Genomic DNA, 26,943 nt, shown 5'->3' on the forward strand with positions numbered 1-26,943 from the left:
CTTACTCTACCCTGATCCTGCCGCCGCCCGAGTAGCTGTGGTACTCGCCCTGGTACATGGCATCCGCGGCGGCAGGTCCTACGGTGAACGTTCCCTTTGATACCGCCCTTACCTGGTAGTAAAACATTGTCTTTTGGGCCCCTGCATGGGTAAACAAATGCAGCCTGTCGTCGCGCACGTCAAAGTATTGGGGTATTGCTGCATTTTTAATCCACGGCATTTCGCGTGGCTCGGTAAGGCGCGGGTTTTCAATCTCAAACCCAGCCGGCAGCAGGTCCGTAATCACGACGTTATCAACAGGCAATCCATTCAGGGTCGACAGGGTCAGCCTGACTACAATAAGATCATTTTGCCTGATCTGTTTCACGGGCGAGCCATCGCGTCCCAGGAACTCCCGGCGGATCACCAGGCCCTGGTCTTCTTCGGTATAGCTTCCTGTGGCCGACATTCCTTCCGTTTCGGCAAACCAGTACAATGTGCCGGAGCCTGCGGTTTGAAGCTGCACTTTCTGGTTGAGAATGCCGGTGGTCAGCCTTAGTTCCCTACCCGAAAAGTCTGCCAGTTTTTTTCCATTCACATGTACAGCCGCCGTCACGGTTGAGCCTGCGGTTTTGCGTGCTACTTTCCCCAGCGCCAGCACGGCAAATGCCGCCTCCTGCGTGTTGATGTAAGCGGCTGATTGTATAACCTTTGACAGTTGCCGGGCCAGTGCGGGTATTTGGAGGTTGTCGGCATCACTTTCCAGCAAGGTGTTGAGTACCAGCGCCATGTTCCGTAAAGGAGAAGAGTAGCTTTCATCCCAGCGGCTGTCCTGTCTTTCAGGGATATATTGTTTTGGTAAAAGGGAAGCAAAGCTCCGCGGATCGCCCGAAAGCTGGAATGCGCCTGCCAGCATGTACCTCGATTCGAGGGTGAGCAGCTGCTGATTTTGCTTGTAGTAATTCATTGCTGCCCGGTTGGGATGCCCGGTAAATGCCAGTACATACAGGGAGTAAATCGCTTCCCGCCGGGCCATTGTTTTCCGTATCTGAGATCCTCCGGACGGTTCGCTTCCGTAAGCCAGTCCGTGACCGGTAGTGGCCACTACGATCTCCTTGCTCGCCGGACTGCCCGTTTTTCGTGTCAGGTAATCGATTGCCTGGCTTACCGTTTTACCATTTACTTCGAACCCGGCGCGGCGTGCCTCTTCCAGGAAATGCAATGCATAAGCCGTGGCCCACCAATCTTCCGAAGTAGCTCCGGGCCACATGCCCATTCCGCCGCTGAACAGTTGCAGCGACTCGGCTTTTTTGATCGCCTGCTGCACATTCGTGACGGGATTAAAGTCGCTGGCCCCACTTCTGGCCTGGTACACCGGCGCGGCCATGGCTTTGGTAAGGTCGGCGAAGTACAGCTGCGGAAATGCCTTTGAAACTGTTTGTTCCAGGCAGCCGTAAGGGTAGCCGAGCAACGTTGCCAGTGCTTTGCCGCCCTGCACAAGGGGCGACCTGCCCAGTACGAGCCGGGCGCGGCTGGTACTGAGAATGAATGAAGATTTAAAATCAATCGTAGCCTGTTTCCCCGCGGCTACCGATCCCGAGCTGCTTGTTTTCAGCAGGGGAGATGCAGGTCGTACATTCAGGTCAGTTTGGTGGATAAATGTTTCACCATGCGCTGTAACCTTCACGGTCAGCTGCCCTGTACCGATCGCCTGTGCAGCCCGAACATCAAAAACCGCCCGTCCTTCTTTGCCGGGAGCGATGGACATCTTTTGCACAACCGGCAGCTTACCCGCCGCCAAAGCACCATTCATTTGAAGCGAAATGGTAGCGTCGGCGGTTTTCTTCTCGGTATTGCTGATGTTGACGGGCAGCGTAAGCTCATCGCCCGGACTCAGGAAGCGTGGTGCGCCCGTGCTGATCACAATAGGATCAGCTACTTTCATGTTCCTTGTAGCAGACCCGAAAGCATTGTCTTTGTAGGCTACTGCCATAATGCGGAGGTCGCCGCTGAACTGGGGTACATTCACGTCAAAAGTGGCATTGCCGCTGCCGTCAGCCGTAAGTACGCCACTCCAGAACGCCACAAGCTCGGTACGTCCGTTGCTCAGGGGATTAATCCTCCGTTCCAGATCGTAGCCATCACCTCCGGAGCTGGAAGCGCCCGATATTTTCAGTTCAGGGAAAAGCTGTGCGTACAAGTCGTGGCTGGTAACTTCCAGGGCTCTTTTTTGATAAAAATGACCGTAAATATCCGGCGTGTTAAATCTTTTGATCTGCAAAATTCCCTCATCCACCACGGCTACCGTCAGCTGTGCATTGGGCCGTGTTTTAATCTGAATGTGCTGGCGGGTTTTGGAGCGCGATTTTTCGGCTGCCGTGATGGTTACGGGCAGCTTACGGTCGGGCTCTTCCAGCATAATGGGTATAAAACCATGTGCTACGGTCAGCGGAAGATCTGAATTATCCAGCGGGCGAATGAGCGTGGCGGTGACAAATACATTGGGTAAGTAGCTGTCCTTTAAAGCAATTTTAAGCTCGGCAGCCTTTTTCTGGGTGGTCAGTACATGCTGTTCCAGCACGTTGTTGCGTTCAACGGTCACCAGCAGCCTGCCATCGAAGGGCGTTTTAAAAAGCACTTTTGCCGACTCGCCGGTATGGTATACAGGCTTGTCGGTTTCCATCAGTATGCGGCCTTCCCTGCTTACTTCAAAGGAAGAATATTCAGTATTGGCATAACCGTATGCGTAAAATCCGGTACTGGTATAATGCAAGGCTCCCGGCCTTCTGACACGTACCTCATACTCTCCCGACACGGTGGGCACATACCGGAAACTTCCTTTTCCGGCAGCCAGGTTCAGGTTTTGCGTGTATACCGTTTTCTCGCTTTTTCGGGATGTATAGCGAAGGGTTTCATATTGCTTTTCAACTACAGTCTGGTATTCCATTTTGATTACCTCCACCTGGGCCGTCATGTTTTTTTCCAGAATACCCTTGCTGTTAACCCCTACAACGTCCACAGGTACAGGCACATTGGTACCCACATAGGTATCGGGCAGCCGGATGCCGTAAAATACAGGCTGGGTAAATACGTCAAACTGGTGCAGGCGGTTGACAGGACGGCCATTTTCATCAAAAACCGTAACATAGATGCGGCCTTCCAGTACACCGAGGTCTTTAAATCCATCAAACAATGCAAATTCCTCCGTTGCCTGACCGTTTTCATTGGTCGTGCCTTGTCTACGCCCAACTTCAAACTTGCTTTCCGCAGGGATATCGAAATTGTACTCCGGAAATCCTGCCGGGCTGAAACCTTTACGTTTGAGCTGAGACTCCATTTCATAGGTGCGATTGGCGGCAGGCGGGCCAAAAAGGTTGGTAGCAGTAGCGGTAATGCTCACGGTACTGCCAGACGCATACGCACGCGCTGCGCCGCTGAGGTCGACCTTTATGCGATCGGGCATGAATTCCTCCACATTGAATGTGCGCGAGGCAAGCCACACATCATTGGCATTGTACACTTCTAAAATGTACGAGCCGGTGAGCGAAGCTGCTTCCAGCGAGATTTCAGTTTCTGCAGCACCCTGTTTGCCGGTCACCTTTCTCCACTTTCTCAACTCCTTACCATTAGGCGCAACCAACCTGATCTTCAATGGAATATCGGCAGTATTGGCCCAGGCGTCGGAGCGTACGACGGTATTGAAGTGGGCTGTCTCTCCGGGACGGTAAATGTCTCGTCCTCCATAAATAAAAGCCTGAAAACCAGAAGTATTATCCCGCAGTCCATCCACTTCAAACCGGGAAGTTTCGGTTTGTGTGTCTTTGAGGAGCAGGAAGTTGAAGTCATCTTTGGTAGCGGCAGTCACCATGGCCAGTTTGAAGCCCGGGGCTTTTTCACTGATTTTGTCACCATGCGCAATGCCTTGTGCGTCGGTAGTAAGCGTTTTGATGGTTTGGTTGTTGGAACTGACCAGCGAGATCTCCACATCCGCAAGCGGTTCATTGTTTTTAATGGAATTGGCAACAATCCATACGTCATCCTTCCCCTGCTTGACAATCAAGCCAATATCCGAAACCGACACCAGCTTGGTCGCATTCAGATAGGCCATGTCTTTGGCTGCGACCGAAACCAGATAGACGCCGCGGCGCTTGTTATCATCAGGTATAGCAATGTTGAGCGCAGCTATGCCTTTACTTTTCGGCAGATCGGACGTTTCAATCGTTTTGTTCACAATCACATCACTGAAATCGCTGTTGCCGTCTTCATTGTACTGAAATGCACCATTGGGCTGCCACTGCTCACCCACGTAGGAGTAGTCCTCCCAGCGGTTATGGTAAATGTAGGTCAGAATATTATTGGCATACAACTTGGCAATGCGCACATTTACCTTCGGCACATTGACGATCTGCACACCCACATTGCGAGAGCCTTTCGGGGTGAGGTACAATGCTTTTTTATTGGCAAAAGAAATACTCTCGGGCATTTTTCCGAAAAACAGGCCCTTGGAGGTTTCTTCTTCCGGAAAAGTACCCAGAATACCTTTCAATGCTTTGGTGATCAACAGGTTGTATGTGTCTGTTTCATTAAATGCACCACGCAGTATGAAACCATTTTCGGTAGGCTCTGCATGAACATCAGCAGCAGGGTTCAGTGAAAAACCCTGGGAAATGCTTTCTTTCTGCAGTTCCTGGGTAGTGACAATGCGGACAAACGGGGCATTATTCTCAAAGCCGGTCGTGACCCCGGTAATTTCCAGCCGGAGCGGCGAGGGGAGACTGGCTGCAATGGACAGGATTCCGGTGGTGGAGAAGCTGGTTTTTTGTGCTTTCACACCTTTGTCGAGCGTGATGGTGACGGGCAGCGGATTGCGGTCGGCTTTGATGGAACTTTCAGGCGCAATAATGACCAACTTTTCGTCAGCATGAGGCACAATCCTGAAACCGGCCGCTTTGCCGGCAATGGTGAGTTTGAGCTTTTCAGCAATCTGGGCAGCTGCAACCGGGTAGTTGAACATCAGCTTGATGCGTGCCTCCTGCCGGTTGGTTTCCTGTGAAAGTGTCCACCAGCTTTCTGTTCCGGTGAGTTGCAGGTAGGGAGTATGGAATTCGATTGGATTCTGGTCTACAGTCAGCTTCTCAGCCTTTTCAACCTGGCCTATCAATGCAGGGGTCAGGTGTGCTTTGTAGGCGGTGGCAGCACCAAATCCGGCTACCGGAGAAAATACGAGCTCATTGGGTGCGGTCCAGCGGAACTGCCCTTTTACCGCAGGTTCAAAACGAATGTACTGCACGGAATCCCACCCTTCGAGCCTGCTGTCCGGTACGAGGTCTTTGTTGAAGGTAAATACCAGGTTCTGTGTCTGCCCGATCTCGTCGGTAAAATTGGTACCGGCTACACGAATTTCATTGAGGGAGGAACAGGCGCTGAAAAGGCCAGCAATAAGCAGGAGCAAAAAGCCGGATGCAGGCAAACGTTTATACATGGCGTTCGGAATGGAGTTAAGGAGCAAGAGCCAGCCTGGAAACGATCAGCAGGGGTAATCTGATGAATTTACAGGAAAAAATCTCCGCCCAAGTTAACCTTTGCAGGCTAATTCCATCGAAATGTAACCATTAATTGAGCAAACTGCCGGGATGAACTATTGTCCGGTATCAGAAGGCCTGCATTACTTCTTCTACCGACCTGGTAGGCCCGTAAAAAGACAGCAACCTGAGTAGTATCGCCTCCACTACCGCATCCGGACAGGAGGCGCCGCAGGTCAGGATAATTTTTGCAGGCCGGGAGCTGGTCAGGTAATTTTCTGTAATTACCTCTTCTTTTTTATGCAGGTCAAAATGGCGTATGATCCTGTCATCCAATATTTTATTGGCAGACTCAATGAAGTAGGTCGGAAACTTTTGTTCACAAAGCTCCACCAGGTGAGAGGTATTGGAACTGTTGTAGCCACCTGCCACAATCACCAGGTCCGCTTCATGTTCAAGCAGGGCGTAGGTAGCGTCCTGATTATCATTTGTGGCGTAGCAAAGTGTATCGCGGGTATTTGCAAAATGTGCCTCTACCTGATCAGGAGCAAGATTGTAATGCGTAATCATCACACTTTTAAGGTAGTCAGCAATCCCCTGGGTATCCGACGCGAGCATGGTAGTCTGATTGACCACACCAATGCGCTGCAAATCGTTTGCAGGATTAAACCCTTCTGAAAACTGTCCCTGAAAATCGTCGTAAAACTGTGTTGCAGGCAGCTCACCCGCAATGTACCGCCCAAGCAAAATCGCCTGTTCAAGGTTTTTTACGACCACAGTAGGAGCATTTTCCTTACTATGGGAAAAGGTAGCGCGGGTTTCCTCATGGTTGGGTTTGCCGTGCACTACAATGGTATAGTCCTTCTCGCCGATCTGAGCTGCGCGGTTCCATACTTTTTCTACGAACGGGCAGGTTGTATCATACACGTACGAATTAATACCCAGCGTCTTCAGTTTTTCCTGGTTTTCAATGGTTGTACCAAATGCCGGCACGATCACGATGTCCTGGTTTGTGAGCATTTCCCAGGGAATCAGTTGTTGTCCCTTTGTATCCATGATAAACTGCACGCCGCGATCGGTCAGGTCACGGTTTACGTCAGGATTATGAATCATCTCGCTCAGCAAAAAAATCCGGCGGTCAGGGTTTTCAGAAATAGCCCTGTATGCGATATCAATCGCATTTTCGACCCCGTAGCAAAACCCGAAATGGCGTGCGATCAGGAACTGCACCGTACCAAAGTCGAGCAGGGTAGGTGAGAAATCACGTTTAAGCTTGTCCTTTTTACGGCGGAACTCCTTAATGGGCGTGATGATACGGCTCCGGTAAAAATCAGGAATGTTAAACGTTTTCATCAGTTAAATGGGTAGATTACCAATAACAAAATAGGCTAAATTAGAGGCAACTGCCAAAGCACAAGCTGTCTTTTTCTTACAACAACAAGGCGATTTGCTTTGTTCGGGATGCGCTGATGTGAAAAAAATCTTTGCGGCAGATGCAACATGTTTGGCAGTAACCTGCTCTTTGTATCAGAACGTTCAACCTTAAACCTTCTGCTTGAAAACACAACTGTACCCCGACCGGCACGTCGAACTGGTGGAGCGTTGTAAGCTCGGAGAGCGCAAAGCGCAGTATGAGCTCTACAAGTTGTACTCCAAGGCCATGTTTAACATATGCATGCGGATACTGAATCATATGGGGGAAGCGGAAGATGCTTTGCAGGAGGCGTTCGTGGATGCATTTACCAATCTTCACCAGTTCAGGCAGCAGTCGACGTTCGGGGCCTGGCTGAAGCAGATCGTGGTAAACAAAGCAATCAACCACCTTCGCGGAAGAAAGGTCAAGCTGGTCGAAATTGAGGAGTTCCAGGAAACCATAGAGGGAAGCGATAGTCTTGCCGATAGTTTTTCCCTGTCCGAGAGCGAGACGACCATGGAGGTAGAGCGTGTCCGGAATGCCATGCTGAAACTACCCGACGGTTACCGCGTCGTGCTCAGCCTGTACCTTTTCGAAGGATACGATCACGAGGAGATCGGCGAGGTACTTGGCATCAGTGAGACCACGTCACGCACCCAGTATATGCGGGCAAAGCGGAGGCTGGTGGAGATGTTGGGAGGGAGTGGGCATTAGTGGTCAGGGGTGGTCAGGGATTGTCATTAGTGGTCATTTGTAGTCATTTATAGTCAGGTGTTGTAATTTTTAGTCAGGAATGGTCAGGGGTTGTCAGGTGTTGTCATTTGTAGTTAGGGATGGTCAGGTTTAGTCAAGTATTGTCAGGTGTGGTCAGGGATTGTCAGGAGTTGTCATTTGTAGTCATTTATAGTCATTTATAGTTAGGGGTTGTCAGGTGTGGTGATTTGTTGTTTTTGGTGGGTTGATGGGAGGAAGGAAGAGTTTTATTGGAGAGGTTATTTTATGATTATTTTAAAAATATTTAAAACAACTAAATGACAACTAATGACAATACCTGACCATACTTGACTAAACCTGACCACCAATAACAACTAATGACACCTAATAACAACTAATGACAATATCTGACCACACCTGACCATACTTGACTAAACCTGACCACCAATAACAACTAATGACAATACCTGACCACCCCTGACAATACCTGACTACAAATAACCACCAATGACAACACCTACCACTTCCATTTAAACAACTAAAAATTTGAAAGCATTATCTACGTATTACAAGTTATGATTCTATGAAAAATTCTGATAAAAAGGATCGATTGGAGCGGTTTGTGAGGGATAACAGGGATGGATTTGATACTTTCTTACCGCAGGATTCTTTATGGAGCCAGATTGAAGGCAAACTGCATCATGAAGCCCCGGTTGTTCCCGAAAGTTCCAAAAAAAAACTTAGAAGGCTGAACAGCTTCTACTTTGACTGGCGCATTGCTGCCGGTGTATTTCTTGCTATCGGCATTGGTTTTCTGGTTTATCTGAACAAGGAGTTCGGAATTACCCGTGATCCGCGTGTAGCACTTAAAGTGCCGGCTTATGCCCGCGAATTCAACCAGTACACGGTTGCAATAGACCAGAAAAGGGAAGAGATCATAAAGCTCGCCCGCAATAATCCCGAGGTGTACAAGGACTTTGCTGCCGACTTACAGGGGCTGGAAACCAGCTACCAGAACCTGCGGTCAAACCTCAGTAATGCTCCCAACCAGGAGGCACTGCTGGAAGCGATGATCCAGAACCTTCAATGGCAGGTAGACTTGCTCAATCAACAACTTGAAATTCTTCAGCGTATCAACAAGGTCAAAAATGACAGCAATAAAGAATCTAAGGACGCTCCTGTTATTTAGCATGCTCGTCGTGCTTTCGCAGGTAGCATTTGCCTTGCCCGAAGATCCCCGCCCAGCCGGATGGATCGAAAAAAAGCGGAATATCGTGAAGGTTTTCGATGTAAAAAGCAATGATATGCTCGTGGTTGACAATCAGTTCGGGCAGGTGAAAGTAAACCTCTGGGCCAAAGATGAAATCAAGGTGGAAATTGTGATCACCGCCAATGCACCGTCTGATACCCGTGCGGCAGAGTACCTCGGGGCTGTTAATATCGACGAAAAACGTGTAAAAGGTCAGATCGCACTTACTACTCATATTAATCGGGGCCAGCTGGGTAACAACAGCTGGAACAACCGGAAAGGAGAGAAGAACTTTATCCAGATCGACTATACGGTCTTTATGCCCAAGGAAAACGCACTGGAAGTACGAAACAAATTCGGCGATACGGATATTCCATCCTTTCACGCACCGCTTACGGTGGATTCCCGCTACGGCAACTTTGTGGCAAACCTGCTTGAAAATATGGAAAATGTGATCGATGTAAGGTACGGAAGTGCCAAAATCGGTAAAATGGATGGCGGTAAGCTCGAATTCCAATACTCCAATCTCACGCTCGACCAGGCTAAGAAAGTGATGCTGAGCAACAAGTTCGGAGAACTGAAAATAGGGGATGTAATCAATTTGGATGCAGATATTGACTACTCGGGGGCGAAAATCGGAACGATCCGGGGATCAGGAAAGATCAAGCTCAATTACTCCGGCAACTTCATGATTGATGCGCTGACCAACTCGGAAAATGTCGATATACAGGCCGCATATTCGTCGGTCATCCTTCCGGCAGACGCCAACCAGTTCAATGTGACGATGTCGTACGGCAACTTTACCTATCCGTCTACGAATGTAAACTTCTCGGTACAACCTTCCAAAGATGAAAAATCATACAAGGTGAAGCAGTACCAGGGCAAAGTAGGCACCGGCTCGGGAACCAAAATTACGGTAACTTCCCGGTTTGGTGATGTAAAGCTGAAAGACTGAAATTACTCTTCAAGCAGCACATTGTACCGGAAGTCCAGCGGATCGAATGCATTGAAAAGCTTATCGATAAAACGCGGATCGTCAATATAGAAATTCAGCAGATTGTCATAGCGTTCCTGGGCGGTACCGTTCGGGAACAGCTTGTTTTTAAGCGCCAGCAACTGTGTAATCGCTGATTCGTGATGATGCTCTTCTGCCTTGCTGATCCGCTTTTCGAGGTGACGGAGTGAATGCATCAGCCGGGTTTGTTCGGCTTTTACAGCTCCGTGCATGGTAGGCTCCACCGCTACCGCCTTTGCCAGGATTTCTTCGAAAACACGTTCAAATGCATCCTTCTGGTCTTCCAGGTCGAGCTGGTGTTCTGAGTGGCGCTCAATGTAAAGTTTACGCAGGGCTACTTCATCCAGAAACAGTTCTTCTGTTTTAATGCCCAGCTTGCGGGCTTTCTGGTGTTGCTTGTTGTTGAGGTACAATGCAAAGTTCCGTGGAATAAGCATTGGGAAAGGTACTCCGAAATGATCAAAAACACCTTTCAGCTGCATCCAGTAAGGCACCTCCGATGGCCCTCCGATGTAAGCCAGGTTCGGAAGAATAATTTCTTCGTACAAAGGACGCAGGACGACATTCGGACTGAAATATTCGGGATGAGCAGCGGTCAGACTGAGAATTTCTTTTTCTGAAAAAGTAAGGTCCGAGTTGACAACCTTGAAAGTATCTTCCTCTTTTATAATACGTTCGCGAAGATTGTCTTTTAAGTAAAACAGGTTGATCTCGCGGGCATTCAGAGGTGTGTGGTAGCCAAGGGTATTGAGGCGGGATGTAATTTCGGAAACGATCTTACCGGAACTGTTCTGCAGTAATTCATCCTGGATCACAGGCAGGAAATGCCTTTTTAAAGAAGCATCATCGGCATCAAGGCACACAAGTCCTTTTTGCCCGAATAACTCGTGCATGTAACATCGTACTGCGTCGGCCAGGGTGTCATTTTCGAGGTATGCCTTGGTAAACAGCAATGGTTTGATCGGAAGCTGCCGGATGATACTTTCCAGCTCGTGCGGGTTCAGGCGGCCCACAGCCCCTTTGTGCTCCCCTGTCCAGATATGAGTCTGATCAAACAGGTGAAAGGATGCGATTTCTGCAAAGTCATGATCCTCCGTAGCCATCCAGTACACCGGCACGAAGTTGTACTCCGGGTAAGTTTCCTTTAATGCCTCGGCCAGCCTGATAATGGTGACGATCTTGTAAATAATATACAGCGGACCGCTGAAAATATTAAGCTGGTGACCGGTCGTAACCGTAAATGTATTGGGATCTTCAAGAATGGAAAAATCGGGCTGATGAGGCAGATTCGCATACTGCTTTTTCAGGGCCGCTGCCAGGGTTTTCCTTTTTTCAGGGTCAAAACTCCTGCGCTGTGCAATCGCCTCCGCAGCATTTTCGAGTGTTGGAAAAATACTGTAAAACGCTTCCAGACCTGGTTTCTGTTCAAGATAGTCCAGCAGCAAAGCCGGAAACTGTCCTGTACTGCGCAGGTCCACGGAATGCAGCGTCATGAAAGGTGGTTTTTCAGTAACTGGTAAAGATTCCAACTTCAATAGGTTTGCGGTTTTCCCGGGTCAATTCGTGAAGTTAACGCGAAAGCCGCAGATTTTGGTTTCTCCGGTTGTCTAAAAAACGTAATCATTCCGGGCAATCAGCTCACCGGCAATGCGGCGGCGCGCATCTTTCAGGTTTACGGGCTCAATTTTCGTAAACCGCTTCAATCCCATCAGCATTACCCGCAGTTCATCAGCCTCCGCAAAGCTGGTAATAGCAGACCGCCCTGCGGCATTCACTTTTTCAACGGCATTGTTCAGATAAACCAGTGCGATATCACACTGAAGCTGGCTGGATGCTGCTCCCAGCAGGCCAATCCGCTTTTCAACCCTCAGCAGTACAGATTCTGCCACAAATACCTCAATCACCATATCAGCCAGGTTCATGATGATTTCCTGCTCCTCCGAAAGCTTCATCATAAACTTCTGCACAGCGGAGCCTGCTACCATCAGGGTTGCCTTCTTCAGGTTCCTGATTACTTTTTTTTCTGCGGCAAAAAGGCTTTCATCCTCCTCCATGTTGAAATCAGGAATGGACATGATTTCCTTCCCTACCGCCAGTGCCGGCGTCATCAGGTCAATTTGCCCCTTCATCGAACGCTTGATCAGCATATCGATAACCAGCAGACGGTTGATCTCATTGGTACCTTCAAAAATGCGGTTGATCCGGCTGTCGCGGTAGGCACGGTCCATGGGCGCATCGGCCGAAAAGCCCATTCCGCCATAAATCTGCACACCTTCGTCTACCACAAAATCCAGCACCTCGGAGCCGTGTACCTTCATAATCGCGCATTCAATCGCCATTTCTTCCAATGCTTTGAGCTTGGCATCTGCCTCACTCATCCCTTTGGCCAGAAAACTTCCTATGAGGTCGTCAATATTTTGTCCCACCCGGTACGAAGCCGATTCGGTTGCATACATCCGCACGGCCATTTCGGCCAGCTTGTGCCTGATTGCCCCAAAGCTGGCGATAGGCACCCCGAACTGGTTGCGTTCATTGGCATAGCCGATGACCTGGCTGGCCACTTTTTTGGCACCGCCCAATGCTGCCGCAGCCAGCTTGATCCGCCCTACATTCAGGATATTGACCGCTATTTTAAATCCATTACCCCGCTGCGAGAGCATATTTGCGGCCGGAACTTCGCAGTCATTGAAGAAGATCTGCCGGGTATCTGAACCTTTGATGCCCATTTTATGCTCCGGCTCATTCATCGTAATGCCGCCGGAGGATTTTTCAATGATAAAGGCAGTCAGGTTTTTATCGGTCTGCCCGTTTTCCTCAACTTTTGCAAAAACAATCAGCACGTCGGCAAAGCCTCCGTTGGTAATCCACATTTTCTGCCCGTTAATTACATAATGGGAGCCGTCGGTGCTAAGGGTAGCCTTCGTCTTGGCCGAGTTGGCATCGGACCCGGAGTCGGGCTCAGTAAGGCAATAGGCCGCTTTCCATTCACCGGTAGCCAGTTTGGGCAGGTATTTAGATTTCTGCTCTTCGTTTCCGTAGTATAAAATAGGCAGGGTACCAATGCCTGTATGTGCCGAAAGCGCGACCGAGAAGGAGTTTCCGGCACCGGTAGCTTCGGCTACCAGCATGGAGGTATTGAAGTCCATCCCAAATCCGCCATACTCTTCCGGTACTGCCGTACCAAGCAGTCCCAGTTCCCCGGCCTTGTCCATCAGGGAGGAGATCAGCGCAGGGCTGTCGGCATGATCGATTTCTTCCAGGCGCGGCCATATTTCCCTTTTCAGGAAGTCGCGGCAGGTTTCGGCGATCATTTTTTGTTCTTCGGTAAACTCTTCCGGAATGAATATCTGAGAGGCGGCAGTTTCCCTGATCAGGAATTCACCGCCGCGGATGGATGTCGTACTTACTTCTGCAACTGTCATTTTTTCCGCACATTTTTTGTTTAGAAATCACCAGGAAAGGTATGCTTGCATACTATCCTGTGTTTTACAAAAATATGCAAATGCCCGAACGATGCAAGTATCCCTCCCGTGTTTTATCCCCAACCACCCTGACTACACCTGACTACCCCTGACCACCCCTGACTACACCTGACAATCCCCAACCACCCCAACAATCCCCTACCTCTTAAAAACCCTGAATTGCTTCAAAAGCATACCTCCGCTTTCTATCCTGAGAAAGTAAATGCCCGACGAAATGCCGGCTTTTGAAAGGTCGATATTCGCCAGGTAGTCTGATACCTTCACCAGGCTTGGCGGGATGTGCGCCACTTTTCCCAAGGAGTTGACGATGGTGTACTGAATGTCAGCAGGTTGAAGGTCCTGTGGGAGTTTTACATTAAAAACATTTTCAACCGGGTTCGGGTAAAAACGCCAGTCTTCCATATCCCCCGCGATGTTCAGCGAGTCGGAGTACGCAATACTGAATTGAATGGAATTGGTTACAATCGCCGAATCCTCCTTTGCTGCCGTAACCGTGAGCGTGTACCTTCCGACATATGGAGCAAAGCCCGAGCCATTTTCAAATAAGGCATAGGGGAAAGTAGAGGTTGTCGAGTGACGTTTGTAAGGTCCTGTAAGATCAAAGGTAACCTGGTCATACTCAAAGTTACCGTATGCAAAGATGTTCAGGAGTGGCGGAAGGTCCGCAGATTGCAGCGCATCATTGCCCGACAGTTTACGCAGCACCTGCTGGTCTACCCGGCTGCCGCCCTGTACGAGCTCAAACCGTATTTCCGGAATCTCTACCTTCAGGATAAACGGGATCTCCACATATGCGCCGCCATTGTCATACGCCCTCACAATCAGCCGGTATTCACCTTCTTCGGTAGGGGTGCCGGAGAAAACATTCAGTGAAAAGTCCAGCCAGGAAGGTCTGTTCTGAATGGTAATCGCCGAAATATAGCCATCCGGGTCACCAAAAATATTGGTTGGAAGAATGTACGAAAACGGCATGTTTACCTGTGCGTACTTTACCGGCAGGGTACTGCTGGCGTAGGGTGGTGCATTGAGGTACTGGGGCTCCACCACCCTGATTGTAAAGTAGGTTTCGACAAATGCGTCCTGGTTGTCATACGCTTTCAGGATAATGCGCGACTGCCCCAGCGTGCGGGGAGTACCGCTGAGGGTATTGCCCGAAAACGTGAGCCAGGGCGGCAGCTCGCTGGCTTCAATGCGGGTGATCCGGCCGTCGCTGTCTGCAAATGCATTAGCCGGAATCTGCAGGCTGAATGCCTCATTCAGACCAGCGAGCTGATTGGTGAAGTTAGCATTGACGGTAGGCGGTTTGTTAAGATTGTCGCGCGCTTCAACCCGGATTGTAAAAAATGCCTCCGCAGAGCCGCCTTCATCATCAATCCCGCGTACTGCAATGCGGAAGTCGCCCAATGCAGTCGGGCGGCCACGCAGTTGTCCGCTCTGGTAAGTGAGCCATGCAGGAAGCGTCCCGGTTTCGATTCTGACGATCGTTCCGTCCACGTCGGAAAAGGTATCCGTAGGCAACCGGTAGGTGAAATCCTTGTTGACTGCGATAATCTGCATGGGTACCGGCCTGAACACGTATGGCGGATAATTGGAGGCATCATCCCAGTATGCAGGCGCAAGCAGGTCCTCGTCCAGATGTATTTTGATCGGTCTTGGATTGGCAGGGTCGGCGTAGGCGCGTTTAGCCCATTCGTTATAAATGACGTTGATAGGTCCGCCCTTTTCCACCGCAGCCGACAGCCGGTAGCCTACCGAGTCGGCATACTGGATCACCGGGATGGGCCTGGGAAGCCAGTTGGCAGCAGCCGGACGCAGGAACGATTCCGACCGGGCCATTTCCGGAGGAGTTGTAATTACTACCGCCACGATATTGGCACCATGCTCAAAGTTTTCATTGATCTGCTTCAAATGCGCGCTGCCATCAAAGTAGGAGCTGACAAACAGTTCGTTTGCTGTAATGAAATCTGCGGGAGCATCACTTTTCAGAATGTCCACCGACCAGCGGTGATCGTGCGTGGCAAGGTTGTCGTTGATCTTGATACCATCGGTGTTTTTGTTGAGATCGCGGAATGCAAGCGTGCCGCGCATGACCGAAGGTGCATCAAACACAGAACCATAGTCGGACACGAACCGGATCGCAGGGTCAACCTCTTTGACAGCCGAGATCAGCTGATCCGTATAATTTCTGAAAATAATATGCCGGTAGAGATACCAGTCTTTCCCGGCCCGCTGCTTGAAAGAGTTGATCGGCTCCCAGCCCGTAGACGGCGCCGGGGCTTCCTCAAAAGACTTATAGGTGGTACCCCAAAGGAAGTTCAGGCGCTCGATCTTTTTGTAGTGTTCTTTCAGAAAGGCCTGAAAGCCCTTTTCCATGGTTCTTGAGTAATCATAAACTGCCGAGGTTTCCACTCCGTTTACAATAAGTCCTGATGGATATTCGCCTTCCTGGGTACTGGTATTTGTTACGGATACAAAAAGAAGCTTGTTGTCGGTCCGCAGGTATTTGTAGCGCGTAGTTACTGCTTTCACAAACGCGACGGCCTTGTTAAGAATGGACTGATTGTCGAACCCGAAAAATGTATCCTGGTACCCGCTCAGCAGCGGAAGCCGTGAGTGGCTGAACTGGCTGTCTTCGGTGGTCCAGAATCCATTGATGCGTGTGATATTCCGTCCGATATGGATCCTCAGGGCTACTTTCATGCCCAGATCGGTCGCAATTTTGATCTGCTCGTCATACTTTGCCCATTGAGGGGCACCGTCGGGCGTGGCGTATATTTTATCCCAGGGAATGGTAATGTAAACCGAATTAAGCCCGTAGGAAGCCGCAGAGCGTATGAGGTCGGGCTCGGGTCCGCGGTTGGCAGCATCGGTCAGGTTCAGCAGCATCAATGCAAGGTACCGCTGGTGATCTGCTTCGGTTGTTCCGGATGTGCCCTGCGCAGTGGCCACTGTGCCAAAAAGCCAGAAAACAAGCAGTAGTGCAAACCTGGACAAGCAGTAAGCAACCGAAGTAAAGTAATGCATGCTAAGTGTTTTTGGTGATTAAACTGATCCAGTTATTATAGCCGTTCTCCACATTAAATCTGCTGGCTACTGCTACGCTTTTGTTGCTGTCGGCAGGTACTTCTCCTGTCATCACGGCACGCATCGCATGTACCAGCTGCTTTATGCTGATCTCCTCCGTTACAATGCCCATACCATCCTCTACAAACTCCGAAACGCCGCCCGACGGAAATGAAACAATCGGTTTGCCCAAAAGCGCGGCCTCTATCATTACCAGCGGAAAAGGATCCTGTCGGGACGTCAGCAAAAAACCATTTCCTGCGTGCAGGTAATGATAGTAGTCTTCCTTTTGCTTGCCTACAAGATGCACCCTGGTGGCTGAGGCCTGGTTGCGGCATCGTTGTTCGGTGTAATACACCAGCCCGTCGTCAATGCGGGCGCCTACCCATATCAAGTGAACGCGGGGATCGTTCAATTCTTGCGCAATATCCGGCAGCATATCGAAACCCTTGCGCTCAGAAGTCATCCCTGAAAGCACCCATACAAAATCGGACTCGGCAATACCAAGCTGCTGCCTCAGTACCTTGGCCCGCGCCGTATCCCGGGTAACCAGGCTGCTGTCGATAAAGGAATACAGCAGGCCCACCTGAGCGCCGCCTGCTGCTTTGAGCGCATTGCAGGTTACCTGTGAGCACCCGATCAGCAGGTGCGAGTAATCGATAATGCTTTTGAAATCGTTGCCGCTGAGGTAGGCATAAGTGAGCGGCAGCTCGTGGAAATGGGTAATTACTTTTATGGAAGACTCTCTTGCCACCATAATCGCCTCGGGGATCATGGTCGTATTTACATACCAGAAATCCGCCTTAAAATCCTTTGCAAGCTTGCGCAGGTACCTGAGCGTGGGATTTACACCCACGTGGTAGGAAATCTTCTGAAGAACGTTGAATTTTTTGGGGGCAATGTAAACCGGGACATCATCCGGGAACTCCTGCAGCAGCTCGCCGTCTGCAAAGCTTACGATCCCGATGTCGAATGCAGTCCGGTCAATTTTTCTGACGATGTACAGCAGCATCATTTCTGATCCTGTCCGTGTGGCATAGGGTGTGAAAAAAAGGATTCTTTTTTTTGCTTTCATGGTGAGGAGGTTAACAAATCTATATTTTCATTGGGCTTGATGCGGTAGAGTCCTTTTTTGAGTAAAAGTGTTTTCCAGAAGTACCGGAGCAAAACCCTTGTTTTCCTTACATATATCTGCTGGGTGCGCAGCTCCGAAAACGGGCTTCCGCCTTTTTTCAGGTTCAGTACCATTTTCCAGATATAAATAACCGGGATCATCAGGATGTAATGCGTGATCAGCAGCAGGTAGTTAAACAATCCGTACTGCTTGCGGATCCATAAAAAGTTAGATACCTGCATTTGCGTGCTGAAACGGTTGATCCACGAAATATTGGTGCGCCTGAAAGGATTTTCGTTTTCAAGATGCAGGAAGGTACAATCCCTGAAATAACAAAGCCTGCCCAGTTTCCCCAGCCTGCCCGACCATTCTACATCCTCGCCGTACATAAAAAAATCGCTGCTGAACCCACCCGTTTTTTCAAATCCTTCGCGCCTCAGAAAAATGAATGCACCTACCAGCCAGTCGTGCTGTTCAGGGTCGGAGTAGGTCGGTTCGGGATAAAGCCTGGCCACAATTTTGTCGACCAGCCTGCCCGGAGGAAGTATGAAAAACGTTTTACGGAAATCGTTGAAGCTCTTGTAAAAAGGCATGGGCGAGCCGTCGGGATAGAGCTGCAGTGCACCCGCAGCAATGACATCCGGCTGGCGGTTCATCCGCTCATAACAGCGTCCGATCACATTGTCGGTCACAAGCGTATCCGCATTCAGAAGAAGAAAGTACCGGCCCTGGGCCACGGCCATACCCGCATTGTTGGCAATACCAAAACCCACGTTCGATGCCATGTTGATCATGCGCACTCCCGGGTAAGCCTGGCGGATCAGGGCTCCGCCGCCATGCTCAGGATCATTATCCACGATGATCACTTCAAAAGTTACTCCCGAAGTAAATTGATGAATGGAATTCAGGCAATTGATGATCAGTTGAGGTGTGCGATAGTTGATAATGACAATGGAAACATCCATGTAATTGCGGGTGCATGTTTGGAGCAAAAATAAAAAATCTGCGCGGAAGACAAGAATCCCGACCGCGCAGACCAACGATTATGGCAGATTTGTTATCCTCAGGTTAATTTAACCGCTCGTATATTCCGGCTACTCCCTGCCCTCCGCCTACGCAGGCAGTGACCATACCATATTTCTGATTGCGGCGCCTCATTTCGTCAAAAAGCTGTACAGACAGCCGCGCACCGGTGGAGCCCAGCGCATGTCCCAGCGCGATTGCGCCTCCGTTCGGGTTTACAATTTCAGGGTCAATGCCGAGCTGCCGGATCACGGCTAATGATTGTGCGGCAAATGCTTCATTCAGCTCGATCTGTTCAATATCGTTCAGCTGTAATCCTGCCTGCCTGAGTGCCAGGGGCACGGCCTGTACCGGTCCGATGCCCATTACGCGCGGATCCACGCCGGCAGTAGCATAGGAGAGCATCCTGGCTACCGGGTTAAGGTGCAGCTCATTCATCAGTTTTTCAGACATTACAATCACAAATGCAGCCCCGTCCGAAGTTTGGGAAGAGTTGCCGGCCGTAACCGATCCGCCTGCTGCAAATACGGGTTTGAGCCTGGCCAGAGCTTCCAGGGATGTATCCGCGCGCGGGCCTTCGTCCTGCGCTACGACCACTTCTTTTGTTTTCTTTTTACCAGATGCTGCATCAAAGTAGGTTTCCTGAATGGTAACCGGCACAATTTGTGCATCAAAAAGGCCCTGCTGCTGGGCTCTCAGCGCCTTTTGATGTGACTGGTAAGAAAATTCGTCCTGGTCATCCCGGCTGATCCCGTAGTCTTTGGCCACCTGCTCGGCGGTAAGTCCCATGCTCAGGTAATAATCGGGGTGGTGTGTGGCAATATCATAGTTAAGTGCCGTTTTCCAGCCCATGGTCGGTACCATAGACATTGATTCTGTACCTCCCGCAATGATGCATTCGGCCATACCGGCATGGATCTTGGCCGCTGCCATCGCAATGGCCTCCACGCCCGACCCGCAGTACCGGTTGATGGTAATCCCCGAAACATGTTGCGGAAGCGCCAGCAATGCTACGAAACGCCCCATCTGCATACCCTGCTCAGCTTCGGGCACCGCATTGCCTACAATCACATCGTCCACCCGTGAAGGGTCGAGCTCGGGCACTTTACCCAGCAGGTGCCGGATCACGCTTGCTCCGAGGTCGTCAGGACGGGTAAACCTGAACCCGCCTTTTCCCGCTTTCCCTACTGCACTCCGGTAGCCGGCGATGATATATGCATTCATAAGAATTAGTATTTAAACACGTTTGTATAAAGTAGTATGCGCGCATACCAAAGATAATAACCCGGCATAAAACAACCAATGCCGGTGGTTTGTTTGCAGTCGTGTGCACTTTTATATTCTTTATTGATGTTTTACAAATGCAGCATTCAAAAATTACTTTCCGGCTTTTACCACACAACTCAGCTATCTGTTTCTGCATTAGAGTTGTATTAGGATTGTAAAAGTTGTTGCGCAATAGTATCTTCAATCAGCTACCTTTGAGGTTCAAAACCTTGGTGCCTCTGACAAAGTGGCAATCATCAGGTATCGGCCTGATGTTTTTAACGGAACTGAAACTGCGTCAAAAACATATATAAAGTCATGTTTAAAATATTTTCAAAGCTATTTGGGACTAAATCGGAGCGCGATCTCAAGGAGCTCAATCCTTATGTTGACAAGATCAATGCCGAGTATGCCCTCCTGGCTTCGCTGACCAATGACGAACTTCGTGCGCAGTCGGAAGGACTGAAGCAGCAGATAAAAACGAGTCTCCAGGACATCGACAATCAGCTGGACACACTTCGCCAGCAAGCCGCTGACGAGCCGAATGTTGATAAAAAAGAAGCAATTTTTAAAAGAATTGATACCCTTGAACAGGACCGCGACAAGGAACTTGAAAAAGTGCTGCTCGATATCCTTCCCAAGGCATTCGCTATTGTTAAAGATACAGCCCGCCGTTTTAAAGATAACGATAGAATTGAAGTTACAGCTTCCCAGTTCGATCGTGAAATAGCAGGCAGAAAGGCTCACGTAGCTATTGAAGGCGATAAAGCAGTGTGGAACACTACCTGGGATGTGATCGGCCAGCCCATCAAATGGAGCATGTTACATTACGATGTGCAGCTTATTGGTGGCGTGGTATTGCACCAGGGTAAAATCGCCGAAATGGCGACAGGTGAAGGTAAGACCCTGGTCGCTACCCTGCCTGCATTCCTCAACGCACTGGCAGGTCAGGGCGTGCATATCGTTACAGTAAATGACTACCTGGCCAAACGGGATGCCGAGTGGAATGCGCCTTTGTTTGAGTTCCATGGTATGGCGGTAGATTGTATCGACCGTCACCAGCCAAATACCATAGCCAGGCGCAATGCGTACAAAGCAGACCTTACTTACGGTACCAACAATGAGTTCGGGTTTGACTACCTGCGTGACAATATGTCACGCACGCCTGAGGAGCTCGTTCAGCGCAAGCACCACTTCGCCATGGTGGATGAGGTTGACTCCGTTTTAATCGATGATGCGCGTACGCCTTTGATCATTAGTGGTCCGGTACCAAGAGGTGATGAGCAGGAGTACCTGGAACTGAAACCCCGCGTGTCAAGGATTGTGGAAGCACAAAAAAGGCTGGCGATGGAGTTCCTGAATGATGCCAAAAGAAAGCTTGCAGCAGGAGATAAAAAAGAAGGCGGACTGGCACTGTTCCGGGCACACCGCGGTATGCCCAAGTACAAGCCGCTGATCAAATACCTGAGTGAGCCGGGCATTAAAGCGACCATGCAGGAGTCGGAATCCATTTACCTGGCTGAAAATCAGAAGCTGATGCCGCAGGCGGATGAACCGCTTTACTTCACCATCGACGAGCGCCATAACAGCATTGAGCTTACCGAGAAAGGAATTGACTTCCTGACAGGAGAATCCGAAGAAACCAACTTCTTTATCCTCCCCGACATTGCAGTAGACCTGGATGCCATTGAAAAAGACGCCTCTGTTTCAGAGCAGGAGCGTGTGATCAGGAAAGAGGCATTAATACGTGATTATTCTGTAAAAACGGCGCGTATCCACACGGTCAATCAGCTTTTGAAAGCATTTACGCTTTTTGAAAAAGATGTGGAGTACGTAATTATTGATGGTAAGGTCAAAATTGTAGACGAGCAGACCGGCCGTATCATGGAGGGTCGCCGCTACTCTGACGGACTCCACCAGGCGATCGAAGCCAAGGAAAACGTGCGGGTGGAGGATGCTACCCAGACCTACGCTACCGTTACGCTCCAGAACTACTTCAGGATGTACCACAAGCTGGCCGGTATGACCGGTACTGCGGAAACAGAAGCAGGTGAATTCTGGGAAATTTATAAACTGGACGTAGTATCGATCCCGACCAATAAGGGTATTGTCCGGAAAGATCAGGAAGATAAAGTATACCGGTCGGTGCGTGAGAAGTACAATGCAGTTACCGACGAGATTGTGGAACTGGTGGAAGCCGGGAGACCGGTACTTGTAGGTACCACGTCGGTTGAAAATTCCGAAATCATCAGCCGGATGCTGACCCTGCGCAAGATCCCCCACCAGGTACTGAATGCAAAGCAGCACCAGCGTGAGGCCGAAGTAGTGGCTGAGGCTGGTAAGCCCGGAACCGTGACAATCGCTACCAACATGGCGGGTCGTGGTACGGATATCAAGCTGACTCCGGAAGCCAAAAACTCGGGAGGGTTGGCGATTATAGGTACCGAGCGCCACGAGAGCCGGCGTGTTGACAGGCAGCTGCGTGGCCGGTCTGGTCGCCAGGGTGACCCCGGATCGTCCCAGTTTTTTGTGTCTCTGGAAGATAACCTGATGCGCCTTTTCGGCTCAGACCGGATGGCGAAGGTGATGGACCGTATGGGCCTCGAAGAAGGAGAGGTGATCCAGAGCGGTATGATTACCAAATCCATTGAACGTGCGCAGAAAAAGGTAGAGGAAAATAACTTCGGAATGCGTAAACGCCTGCTGGAATATGACGATGTCATGAACTACCAGCGTGAAGCGATCTATACACGTCGGCGTAATGCATTGTTCGGAGACCGTCTGGCGGTGGATATTGCCAATACCCTGTATGATGTATGTGACGAGCTGGTTAATACAGCCGGAACGTATGCCGAGCTGGAACTGGCAGCGATAACTACGCTGGCTATGGAGCTGCCGTTCAACGAAAATGAATATGCATTGCTCAAACCTGCCGATCGCTCCCAAAAATTGTACGATGCGGCAGAAGCACAATACCAGGGCAAGAATCAGGAGATTTCGAATAAGGCACTTCCTGTACTGACGTCAATACTGGTGGACCGGGCAGGTGCGGTATCCGACATTATGATTCCGTTCAGTGACGGTATCCGCCAGGCCGGAGTTGTGGTCAACATCAAAAAGGCGATTACCAATGATGGACGCGAGATCACCAATGAAATGGAGAAAGCGATCGTTCTGTCGCTGATCGACCAGGAATGGAAGGAGCACCTTCGCGAGATGGATGACCTGAAACAGTCTGTACAAAATGCCGTTTTTGAACAGAAGGATCCTTTGCTGATCTATAAATTCGAATCGGTTGAGCTGTTCAAGCGCTTCCTTTCGAAGGTAAACTTTGATATGATATCCTTCCTGATGAAAGCCGATATCCCGCAGGAAGAAGCAGCGCCTGCGCCTGTTCTGCAGCAGCCTGTACGCCGTCCTGCACCCGTGCCCGAGCTGCATACCAACCGGGAAGAGGATTATGCCGATGCCGAGGATTTATTTGACGGCCAGTCTGAGTCTGCTACCAGGGCACAGCCTGTACGTACGATCAAAATTGCGGACAGGAACCAGAAGGTTTCCGTGCAGTACCGCGATGGCCGCATTCTCCGGGATGTGAAGTTCAAGAAAGTGGAGCAGGAAGTTAAAAATGGCGATTGCGTCGTAATTGAATAGTTCTTGCTCAGTCAAATACAACAAAAAGCCCCGTCCGTCTGAACAGACTGCCGGGGCTTTTGATTTCTTAAATCAGGAATTATCCGATATTTGCGACATAAAGCAAGTTGAACCAAATTGACCCCTGAATGAAACTGCACAAAGAAGGATATACGATTATGGCTGTAACGGCCATCGTTTTAATACTGATCAATGTCGGCATCAACTACCTTCTTCCTGATGGTTACTGGATACCCAGGCTGATCCTGATCGGGAGTATCATCATCTTTTTGCTGGTTACACAGTTTTTCAGGGTTCCCAAACGCATTGTTCATCAAAGTGACCGGCAGATTGTAGCGCCGTGCGACGGGCGGGTGGTGGTTATCGAAGAAGTAGTGGAATCGGAGTATTTTAAGGAGCCCAAGCGGCAGATCAGCATTTTCATGTCGCCCCTGAACGTTCACATTAACTGGAACCCCATCAGCGGCGTGATCAAGTACTTTCGTTACCACCCGGGGTTGTACCTGGTAGCCTGGCACCCCAAGTCAAGTACTGAAAATGAGCGTACTACGGTGGTGATCCGTACCATTGAAGGCATTGAAGTACTGTTCCGGCAAATTGCAGGGGCAGCAGCCCGCCGCATCCGCTGGTATGTGAAGGAAGGCGACCAAGTGGAGCAAAGCACCGAGATGGGCTTTATCAAATTCGGCTCCCGCGTGGATATTTTTATTCCCCTTGATGCGGAAGTAAAAGTTAATCTTCAGGATAAAACAGTGGGCAGCGTGACCGTACTGGCAGAATTAAAATAGACGCCAGCTCAGTATCTGCTGAAAAAATCCAGGTACCGAACTCGGATATACCACAGCCATAAATACCATTCCGAAAATTGCCCCGTACATGTGTGCGCTATGATTGACATAGCTCGTACCCCTGCGCCCCTCAATGTAAGAGTAACCCAGGAAAAGCAATCCGAAAATAAAGCCCGGCATGCATATAAAGAAATACAGGCAAACCTGCATTAATGGAGAAAAAAGGATTGCAGCAAACAAAACCGCAGCTACGCCTCCCGAGGCTCCCAGAGAATTGTAGTTCGGGTTTTTGCGGTGTTTGAGAAACGTCGGAATGTCGGCTACAATAATACCAAGTATGTACAGAAGCAAGTAGTAAAACGTACCTCCCGAGCCAAACAGGAATGCAAACAGGCGCTCAATACCTTCGCCTACAAACCACAAGCTCAGCATGTTAAAGATCAAATGTCCAAAATCGGCATGCACAAAGCCTGACGAAATAAACCGATAGTACTCATTGCGGCTGGTAACACGGTGCGGATTGAGCACCATCTTATCCATTAAACCATAATTATTAAGCGCATACAGGCTGATACCTGACGTGATAATGACTAAAATAAGGGTAATTGACATTGTAATTTTTGCTAAAAACCTGAATTATTTATCTCTTTCTACCAACTGGTGAACAAACTGCCACAAAGGTATTTTTCGCCCGTCCGGAGCCGGCAGACCTTCCAGTGCATTCAATCCTTTTTCAAAATATTCCCTGATCTTCTGCTCGGTAAAAGTACGGATATCAAGGGCTTCGTAAATCTTTGTCACGGCCTGTACCTTTTCGTTTTTGTCAAAATCCGCCGCATTGATCCAGTATTCAAGGTCAGTCCGGTATGTGCCCTCAGCCCGGCTCAGGGCTTCAATCAGCAGGAATGTTTTCTTATTTGAAATAATATCCCCGCCTACCTGCTTGCCAAACTTAGCCGGATCGCCGAATACATCCAGCAGGTCATCCTTTAACTGAAAACCCATACCCATATTTTCTCCGGCTGCATATAATAGCTGTAAAGAAGCCTCGTCAGCCCCGGTGAGCAGTCCGCCGAGTTCGAGTGCAAAACCCAGCAAAACAGACGTTTTCAGCCGGATCATGTTGAGGTACTCAGCCTCGGTCACATCCCACCGTTTCTCAAAATTCATATCAAGCTGCTGTCCTTCACACACTTCTGCCGCAGTCTGATTAAACCTTGCCAGCACCTTTCCCATCAGTTCGGGCCGGATGCCCAGCAGCAGGTCGTAAGCGCGGATCAGCATGACATCTCCGGACAAAATAGCCGTATTGGCATTCCACTTTTCATGCACCGTAGGCTCGCCGCGGCGCAGTGGCGCATTGTCCATGATGTCGTCGTGCATGAGTGTAAAATTGTGAAAAACCTCCACCGCCATGGCAGGCCGCAGGGCACTTTGCCATTCGTCTGTATAAATGGAGGCCGACAACAGGGTCAGCAGCGGACGGAAGCGCTTGCCGCCAAGTGACATGATGTAACCAATGGGTGCGTAAAGCTCCCCGGGTTCTGCACCGTATTTATGTTTGGAAAATGCTGTTTGCAGCTCTTGCAGCAATAGTTCTGGCGTAATCATCGGTATGCGCTGGACCAGTCCGGCCCTGGAAATAAATGGATCGCTATGTGTATGCAGTGTTGTTGCAAAGTAGGCAAATAGTGCCGTAAAGTTTTATTAAATTCTATTTATGGCTGAGCAGCCCTGCTGACCGGCATTTCGATATCTTTGGAAAAAACGCTCATATTGTACTGCATATGCCTTTTCATCAATATTTCAATGGGGAGATTTTTCCTGTTGATACCGCTCTCTTCAAGACCAATGACCTGGGCCTGCTGCGTGGTTACGGCTTGTTTGATTTTTTCCGGACGTACAATGGGGTGCCATTCCGGTGGGACGATTACTGGGCGCGGTTCGAGAACTCTGCCCGGTTGCTGAAACTTTCCCTGCCGCTCACCAAGGAAGCTACTTCCCGGATTCTGGCCGACCTGCATGCCCTCTCCGGAGAGCAGGAAGTAACTTTCCGGTTTGTACTGACGGGTGGCTATGCACCTGACAGCGTACATGTGGTGCAGCCCAATTTTCTGATCCGCACGGAGCCGCTCCCGCGCGACAATCCGGCCGGGAAACTGAAAGGGATCAAGGTACTACCTTACGAATATGTCCGCGACCTGCCCGAAATCAAGAGTACCAACTACGTACATATGATCCTCATGGCCGACGAAATGGAGCGTCAGCAGGCTTCTGATCTTTTATTTTACAAAAACGGGGAAGTGAGCGAGCTCACGCGGAGTAATGTATTCATCATATCCGGTAACCAGCTGATTACCGCCGACCGCAATGTGCTGCATGGTATCACCCGGCGCGTGGTCATGGAGCTCGCGGCCCCACACATGCAGGTAGTGGAGCGTACGCTTACTTTGCAGGAGTTGCTGGACGCAGATGAAGTTTTTACCACCAGCAGTACCAAGTGGGTAATGCCCATTGTGCAGGTAGGCGACCGGCAGATCGGCGATGGTACTGCCGGAAAGCAGACATTGTTTTTGCAGGGATTGTTTGAAAAATATGTGGAAAGCTGGGGGAGATAAATGAAAAAATCGGCGGCTTTATAGCCGCCGATTTCTGAACTA

Annotated in this window: 16 protein-coding genes; 6 read left to right on the top strand and 10 right to left on the bottom strand. The window is 49.8% G+C overall.

Features of this window, described 5'->3' with window-relative positions:
- Window position 1: 1 nt before the first annotated feature.
- Entirely contained in the window at window positions 2–5,461 is a 5,460-nt protein-coding gene (locus HWI92_RS19725) for an alpha-2-macroglobulin family protein (protein WP_204658476.1), read from the bottom strand.
- Between the two features lie 169 nt (window positions 5,462–5,630).
- Window positions 5,631–6,854, bottom strand: a complete 1,224-nt coding sequence (locus tag HWI92_RS19730) for a 4-hydroxy-3-methylbut-2-enyl diphosphate reductase (protein ID WP_204658478.1) — start codon at window positions 6,852–6,854, stop codon at window positions 5,631–5,633.
- 202 nt (window positions 6,855–7,056) lie between these two features.
- On the opposite strand from HWI92_RS19730, the gene HWI92_RS19735 reads away from it, so the two are divergent.
- The 3 genes from HWI92_RS19735 (at window position 7,057) to HWI92_RS19745 (ending at window position 9,833) form a co-directional block, all read left to right on the top strand.
- Window positions 7,057–7,629, top strand: coding sequence for an RNA polymerase sigma factor (locus HWI92_RS19735; protein ID WP_204658480.1), 573 nt, complete (start codon window positions 7,057–7,059; stop codon window positions 7,627–7,629).
- A 583-nt stretch (window positions 7,630–8,212) separates the two neighbouring features.
- Window positions 8,213–8,818, top strand: a complete 606-nt coding sequence (locus HWI92_RS19740; protein ID WP_204658483.1) for a restriction endonuclease subunit S domain-containing protein — start codon at window positions 8,213–8,215, stop codon at window positions 8,816–8,818.
- On the top strand, window positions 8,778–9,833 hold the full coding sequence (locus HWI92_RS19745; protein ID WP_229248340.1) for a hypothetical protein: 1,056 nt from the start codon (window positions 8,778–8,780) through the stop codon (window positions 9,831–9,833). Before HWI92_RS19740 ends, HWI92_RS19745 begins: the two co-directional genes overlap by 41 nt.
- A gap of 2 nt (window positions 9,834–9,835) precedes the next feature.
- Here HWI92_RS19745 and bshC read toward each other — a convergent pair whose 3' ends face one another.
- The 6 genes from bshC to HWI92_RS19775 all read right to left on the bottom strand — a co-directional run bounded on the left by bshC (window position 9,836) and on the right by HWI92_RS19775 (window position 19,799).
- Entirely contained in the window at window positions 9,836–11,386 is a 1,551-nt protein-coding gene (gene bshC, locus HWI92_RS19750; protein WP_204658485.1) for a bacillithiol biosynthesis cysteine-adding enzyme BshC, read from the bottom strand.
- Between the two features lie 114 nt (window positions 11,387–11,500).
- Window positions 11,501–13,315 (bottom strand): acyl-CoA dehydrogenase FadE, encoded by a 1,815-nt coding sequence (locus HWI92_RS19755; RefSeq protein WP_204658487.1) that lies wholly within the window; start codon window positions 13,313–13,315, stop codon window positions 11,501–11,503.
- 198 nt (window positions 13,316–13,513) lie between these two features.
- A complete protein-coding gene (locus HWI92_RS19760; protein WP_204658489.1) occupies window positions 13,514–16,399 on the bottom strand; it encodes a putative Ig domain-containing protein in 2,886 nt (961 codons plus the stop codon).
- Between the two features lies 1 nt (window position 16,400).
- Complete coding sequence (locus HWI92_RS19765) at window positions 16,401–17,513, bottom strand: glycosyltransferase (RefSeq protein ID WP_204658491.1); 1,113 nt, start codon at window positions 17,511–17,513, stop codon at window positions 16,401–16,403.
- The gene (locus HWI92_RS19770) at window positions 17,510–18,517 is read right to left on the bottom strand and encodes a glycosyltransferase family 2 protein (protein ID WP_204658493.1); all 1,008 of its coding nucleotides are present in this window, start codon (window positions 18,515–18,517) and stop codon (window positions 17,510–17,512) included. Before HWI92_RS19770 ends, HWI92_RS19765 begins: the two co-directional genes overlap by 4 nt.
- A gap of 103 nt (window positions 18,518–18,620) precedes the next feature.
- Window positions 18,621–19,799, bottom strand: a complete 1,179-nt coding sequence (locus HWI92_RS19775; RefSeq protein ID WP_204658495.1) for an acetyl-CoA C-acyltransferase — start codon at window positions 19,797–19,799, stop codon at window positions 18,621–18,623.
- Window positions 19,800–20,159: 360 nt separating this feature from the next.
- Here HWI92_RS19775 and secA point away from each other — a divergent pair, with 360 nt between their 5' ends.
- Entirely contained in the window at window positions 20,160–23,495 is a 3,336-nt protein-coding gene (gene secA / locus HWI92_RS19780; RefSeq protein ID WP_204658497.1) for a preprotein translocase subunit SecA, read from the top strand.
- Between the two features lie 128 nt (window positions 23,496–23,623).
- Window positions 23,624–24,283: a phosphatidylserine decarboxylase family protein gene (locus HWI92_RS19785; protein ID WP_204658499.1), complete on the top strand. Its 660-nt coding sequence runs from the start codon at window positions 23,624–23,626 to the stop codon at window positions 24,281–24,283.
- On the opposite strand, the gene HWI92_RS19790 is transcribed toward HWI92_RS19785, so the two are convergent.
- Entirely contained in the window at window positions 24,275–24,895 is a 621-nt protein-coding gene (locus tag HWI92_RS19790; protein WP_204658501.1) for a rhomboid family intramembrane serine protease, read from the bottom strand. The genes HWI92_RS19785 and HWI92_RS19790 overlap by 9 nt on opposite strands.
- A 24-nt stretch (window positions 24,896–24,919) precedes the next feature.
- On the bottom strand, window positions 24,920–25,891 hold the full coding sequence (locus tag HWI92_RS19795) for a polyprenyl synthetase family protein (protein ID WP_374757907.1): 972 nt from the start codon (window positions 25,889–25,891) through the stop codon (window positions 24,920–24,922).
- Between the two features lie 179 nt (window positions 25,892–26,070).
- On the opposite strand from HWI92_RS19795, the gene HWI92_RS19800 reads away from it, so the two are divergent.
- Window positions 26,071–26,901, top strand: a complete 831-nt coding sequence (locus HWI92_RS19800) for an aminotransferase class IV (RefSeq protein ID WP_204658505.1) — start codon at window positions 26,071–26,073, stop codon at window positions 26,899–26,901.
- Window positions 26,902–26,943 lie beyond the last annotated feature (42 nt).

The organism is Dyadobacter sandarakinus (assembly GCF_016894445.1).
Lineage (GTDB): Bacteria > Bacteroidota > Bacteroidia > Cytophagales > Spirosomataceae > Dyadobacter > Dyadobacter sandarakinus.

What these genes read in the sequence shown, in the direction of transcription:
- HWI92_RS19765 (WP_204658491.1), bottom strand. Translation starts at nt 17,513, where the DNA reads ATGAAAGCAAAAAAAAGAATCCTTTTTTTCACACCCTATGCCACACGG.
- HWI92_RS19800 (WP_204658505.1), top strand. Translation starts at nt 26,071, where the DNA reads ATGCCTTTTCATCAATATTTCAATGGGGAGATTTTTCCTGTTGATACC.
- HWI92_RS19725 (WP_204658476.1), bottom strand. Translation starts at nt 5,461, where the DNA reads ATGTATAAACGTTTGCCTGCATCCGGCTTTTTGCTCCTGCTTATTGCT.
- HWI92_RS19770 (WP_204658493.1), bottom strand. Translation starts at nt 18,517, where the DNA reads ATGGATGTTTCCATTGTCATTATCAACTATCGCACACCTCAACTGATC.
- secA (WP_204658497.1), top strand. Translation starts at nt 20,160, where the DNA reads ATGTTTAAAATATTTTCAAAGCTATTTGGGACTAAATCGGAGCGCGAT.
- HWI92_RS19775 (WP_204658495.1), bottom strand. Translation starts at nt 19,799, where the DNA reads ATGAATGCATATATCATCGCCGGCTACCGGAGTGCAGTAGGGAAAGCG.
- HWI92_RS19785 (WP_204658499.1), top strand. Translation starts at nt 23,624, where the DNA reads ATGAAACTGCACAAAGAAGGATATACGATTATGGCTGTAACGGCCATC.
- HWI92_RS19745 (WP_229248340.1), top strand. Translation starts at nt 8,778, where the DNA reads ATGACAGCAATAAAGAATCTAAGGACGCTCCTGTTATTTAGCATGCTC.
- bshC (WP_204658485.1), bottom strand. Translation starts at nt 11,386, where the DNA reads ATGACGCTGCATTCCGTGGACCTGCGCAGTACAGGACAGTTTCCGGCT.
- HWI92_RS19760 (WP_204658489.1), bottom strand. Translation starts at nt 16,399, where the DNA reads ATGCATTACTTTACTTCGGTTGCTTACTGCTTGTCCAGGTTTGCACTA.
- HWI92_RS19740 (WP_204658483.1), top strand. Translation starts at nt 8,213, where the DNA reads ATGAAAAATTCTGATAAAAAGGATCGATTGGAGCGGTTTGTGAGGGAT.
- HWI92_RS19755 (WP_204658487.1), bottom strand. Translation starts at nt 13,315, where the DNA reads ATGACAGTTGCAGAAGTAAGTACGACATCCATCCGCGGCGGTGAATTC.
- HWI92_RS19790 (WP_204658501.1), bottom strand. Translation starts at nt 24,895, where the DNA reads ATGTCAATTACCCTTATTTTAGTCATTATCACGTCAGGTATCAGCCTG.
- HWI92_RS19730 (WP_204658478.1), bottom strand. Translation starts at nt 6,854, where the DNA reads ATGAAAACGTTTAACATTCCTGATTTTTACCGGAGCCGTATCATCACG.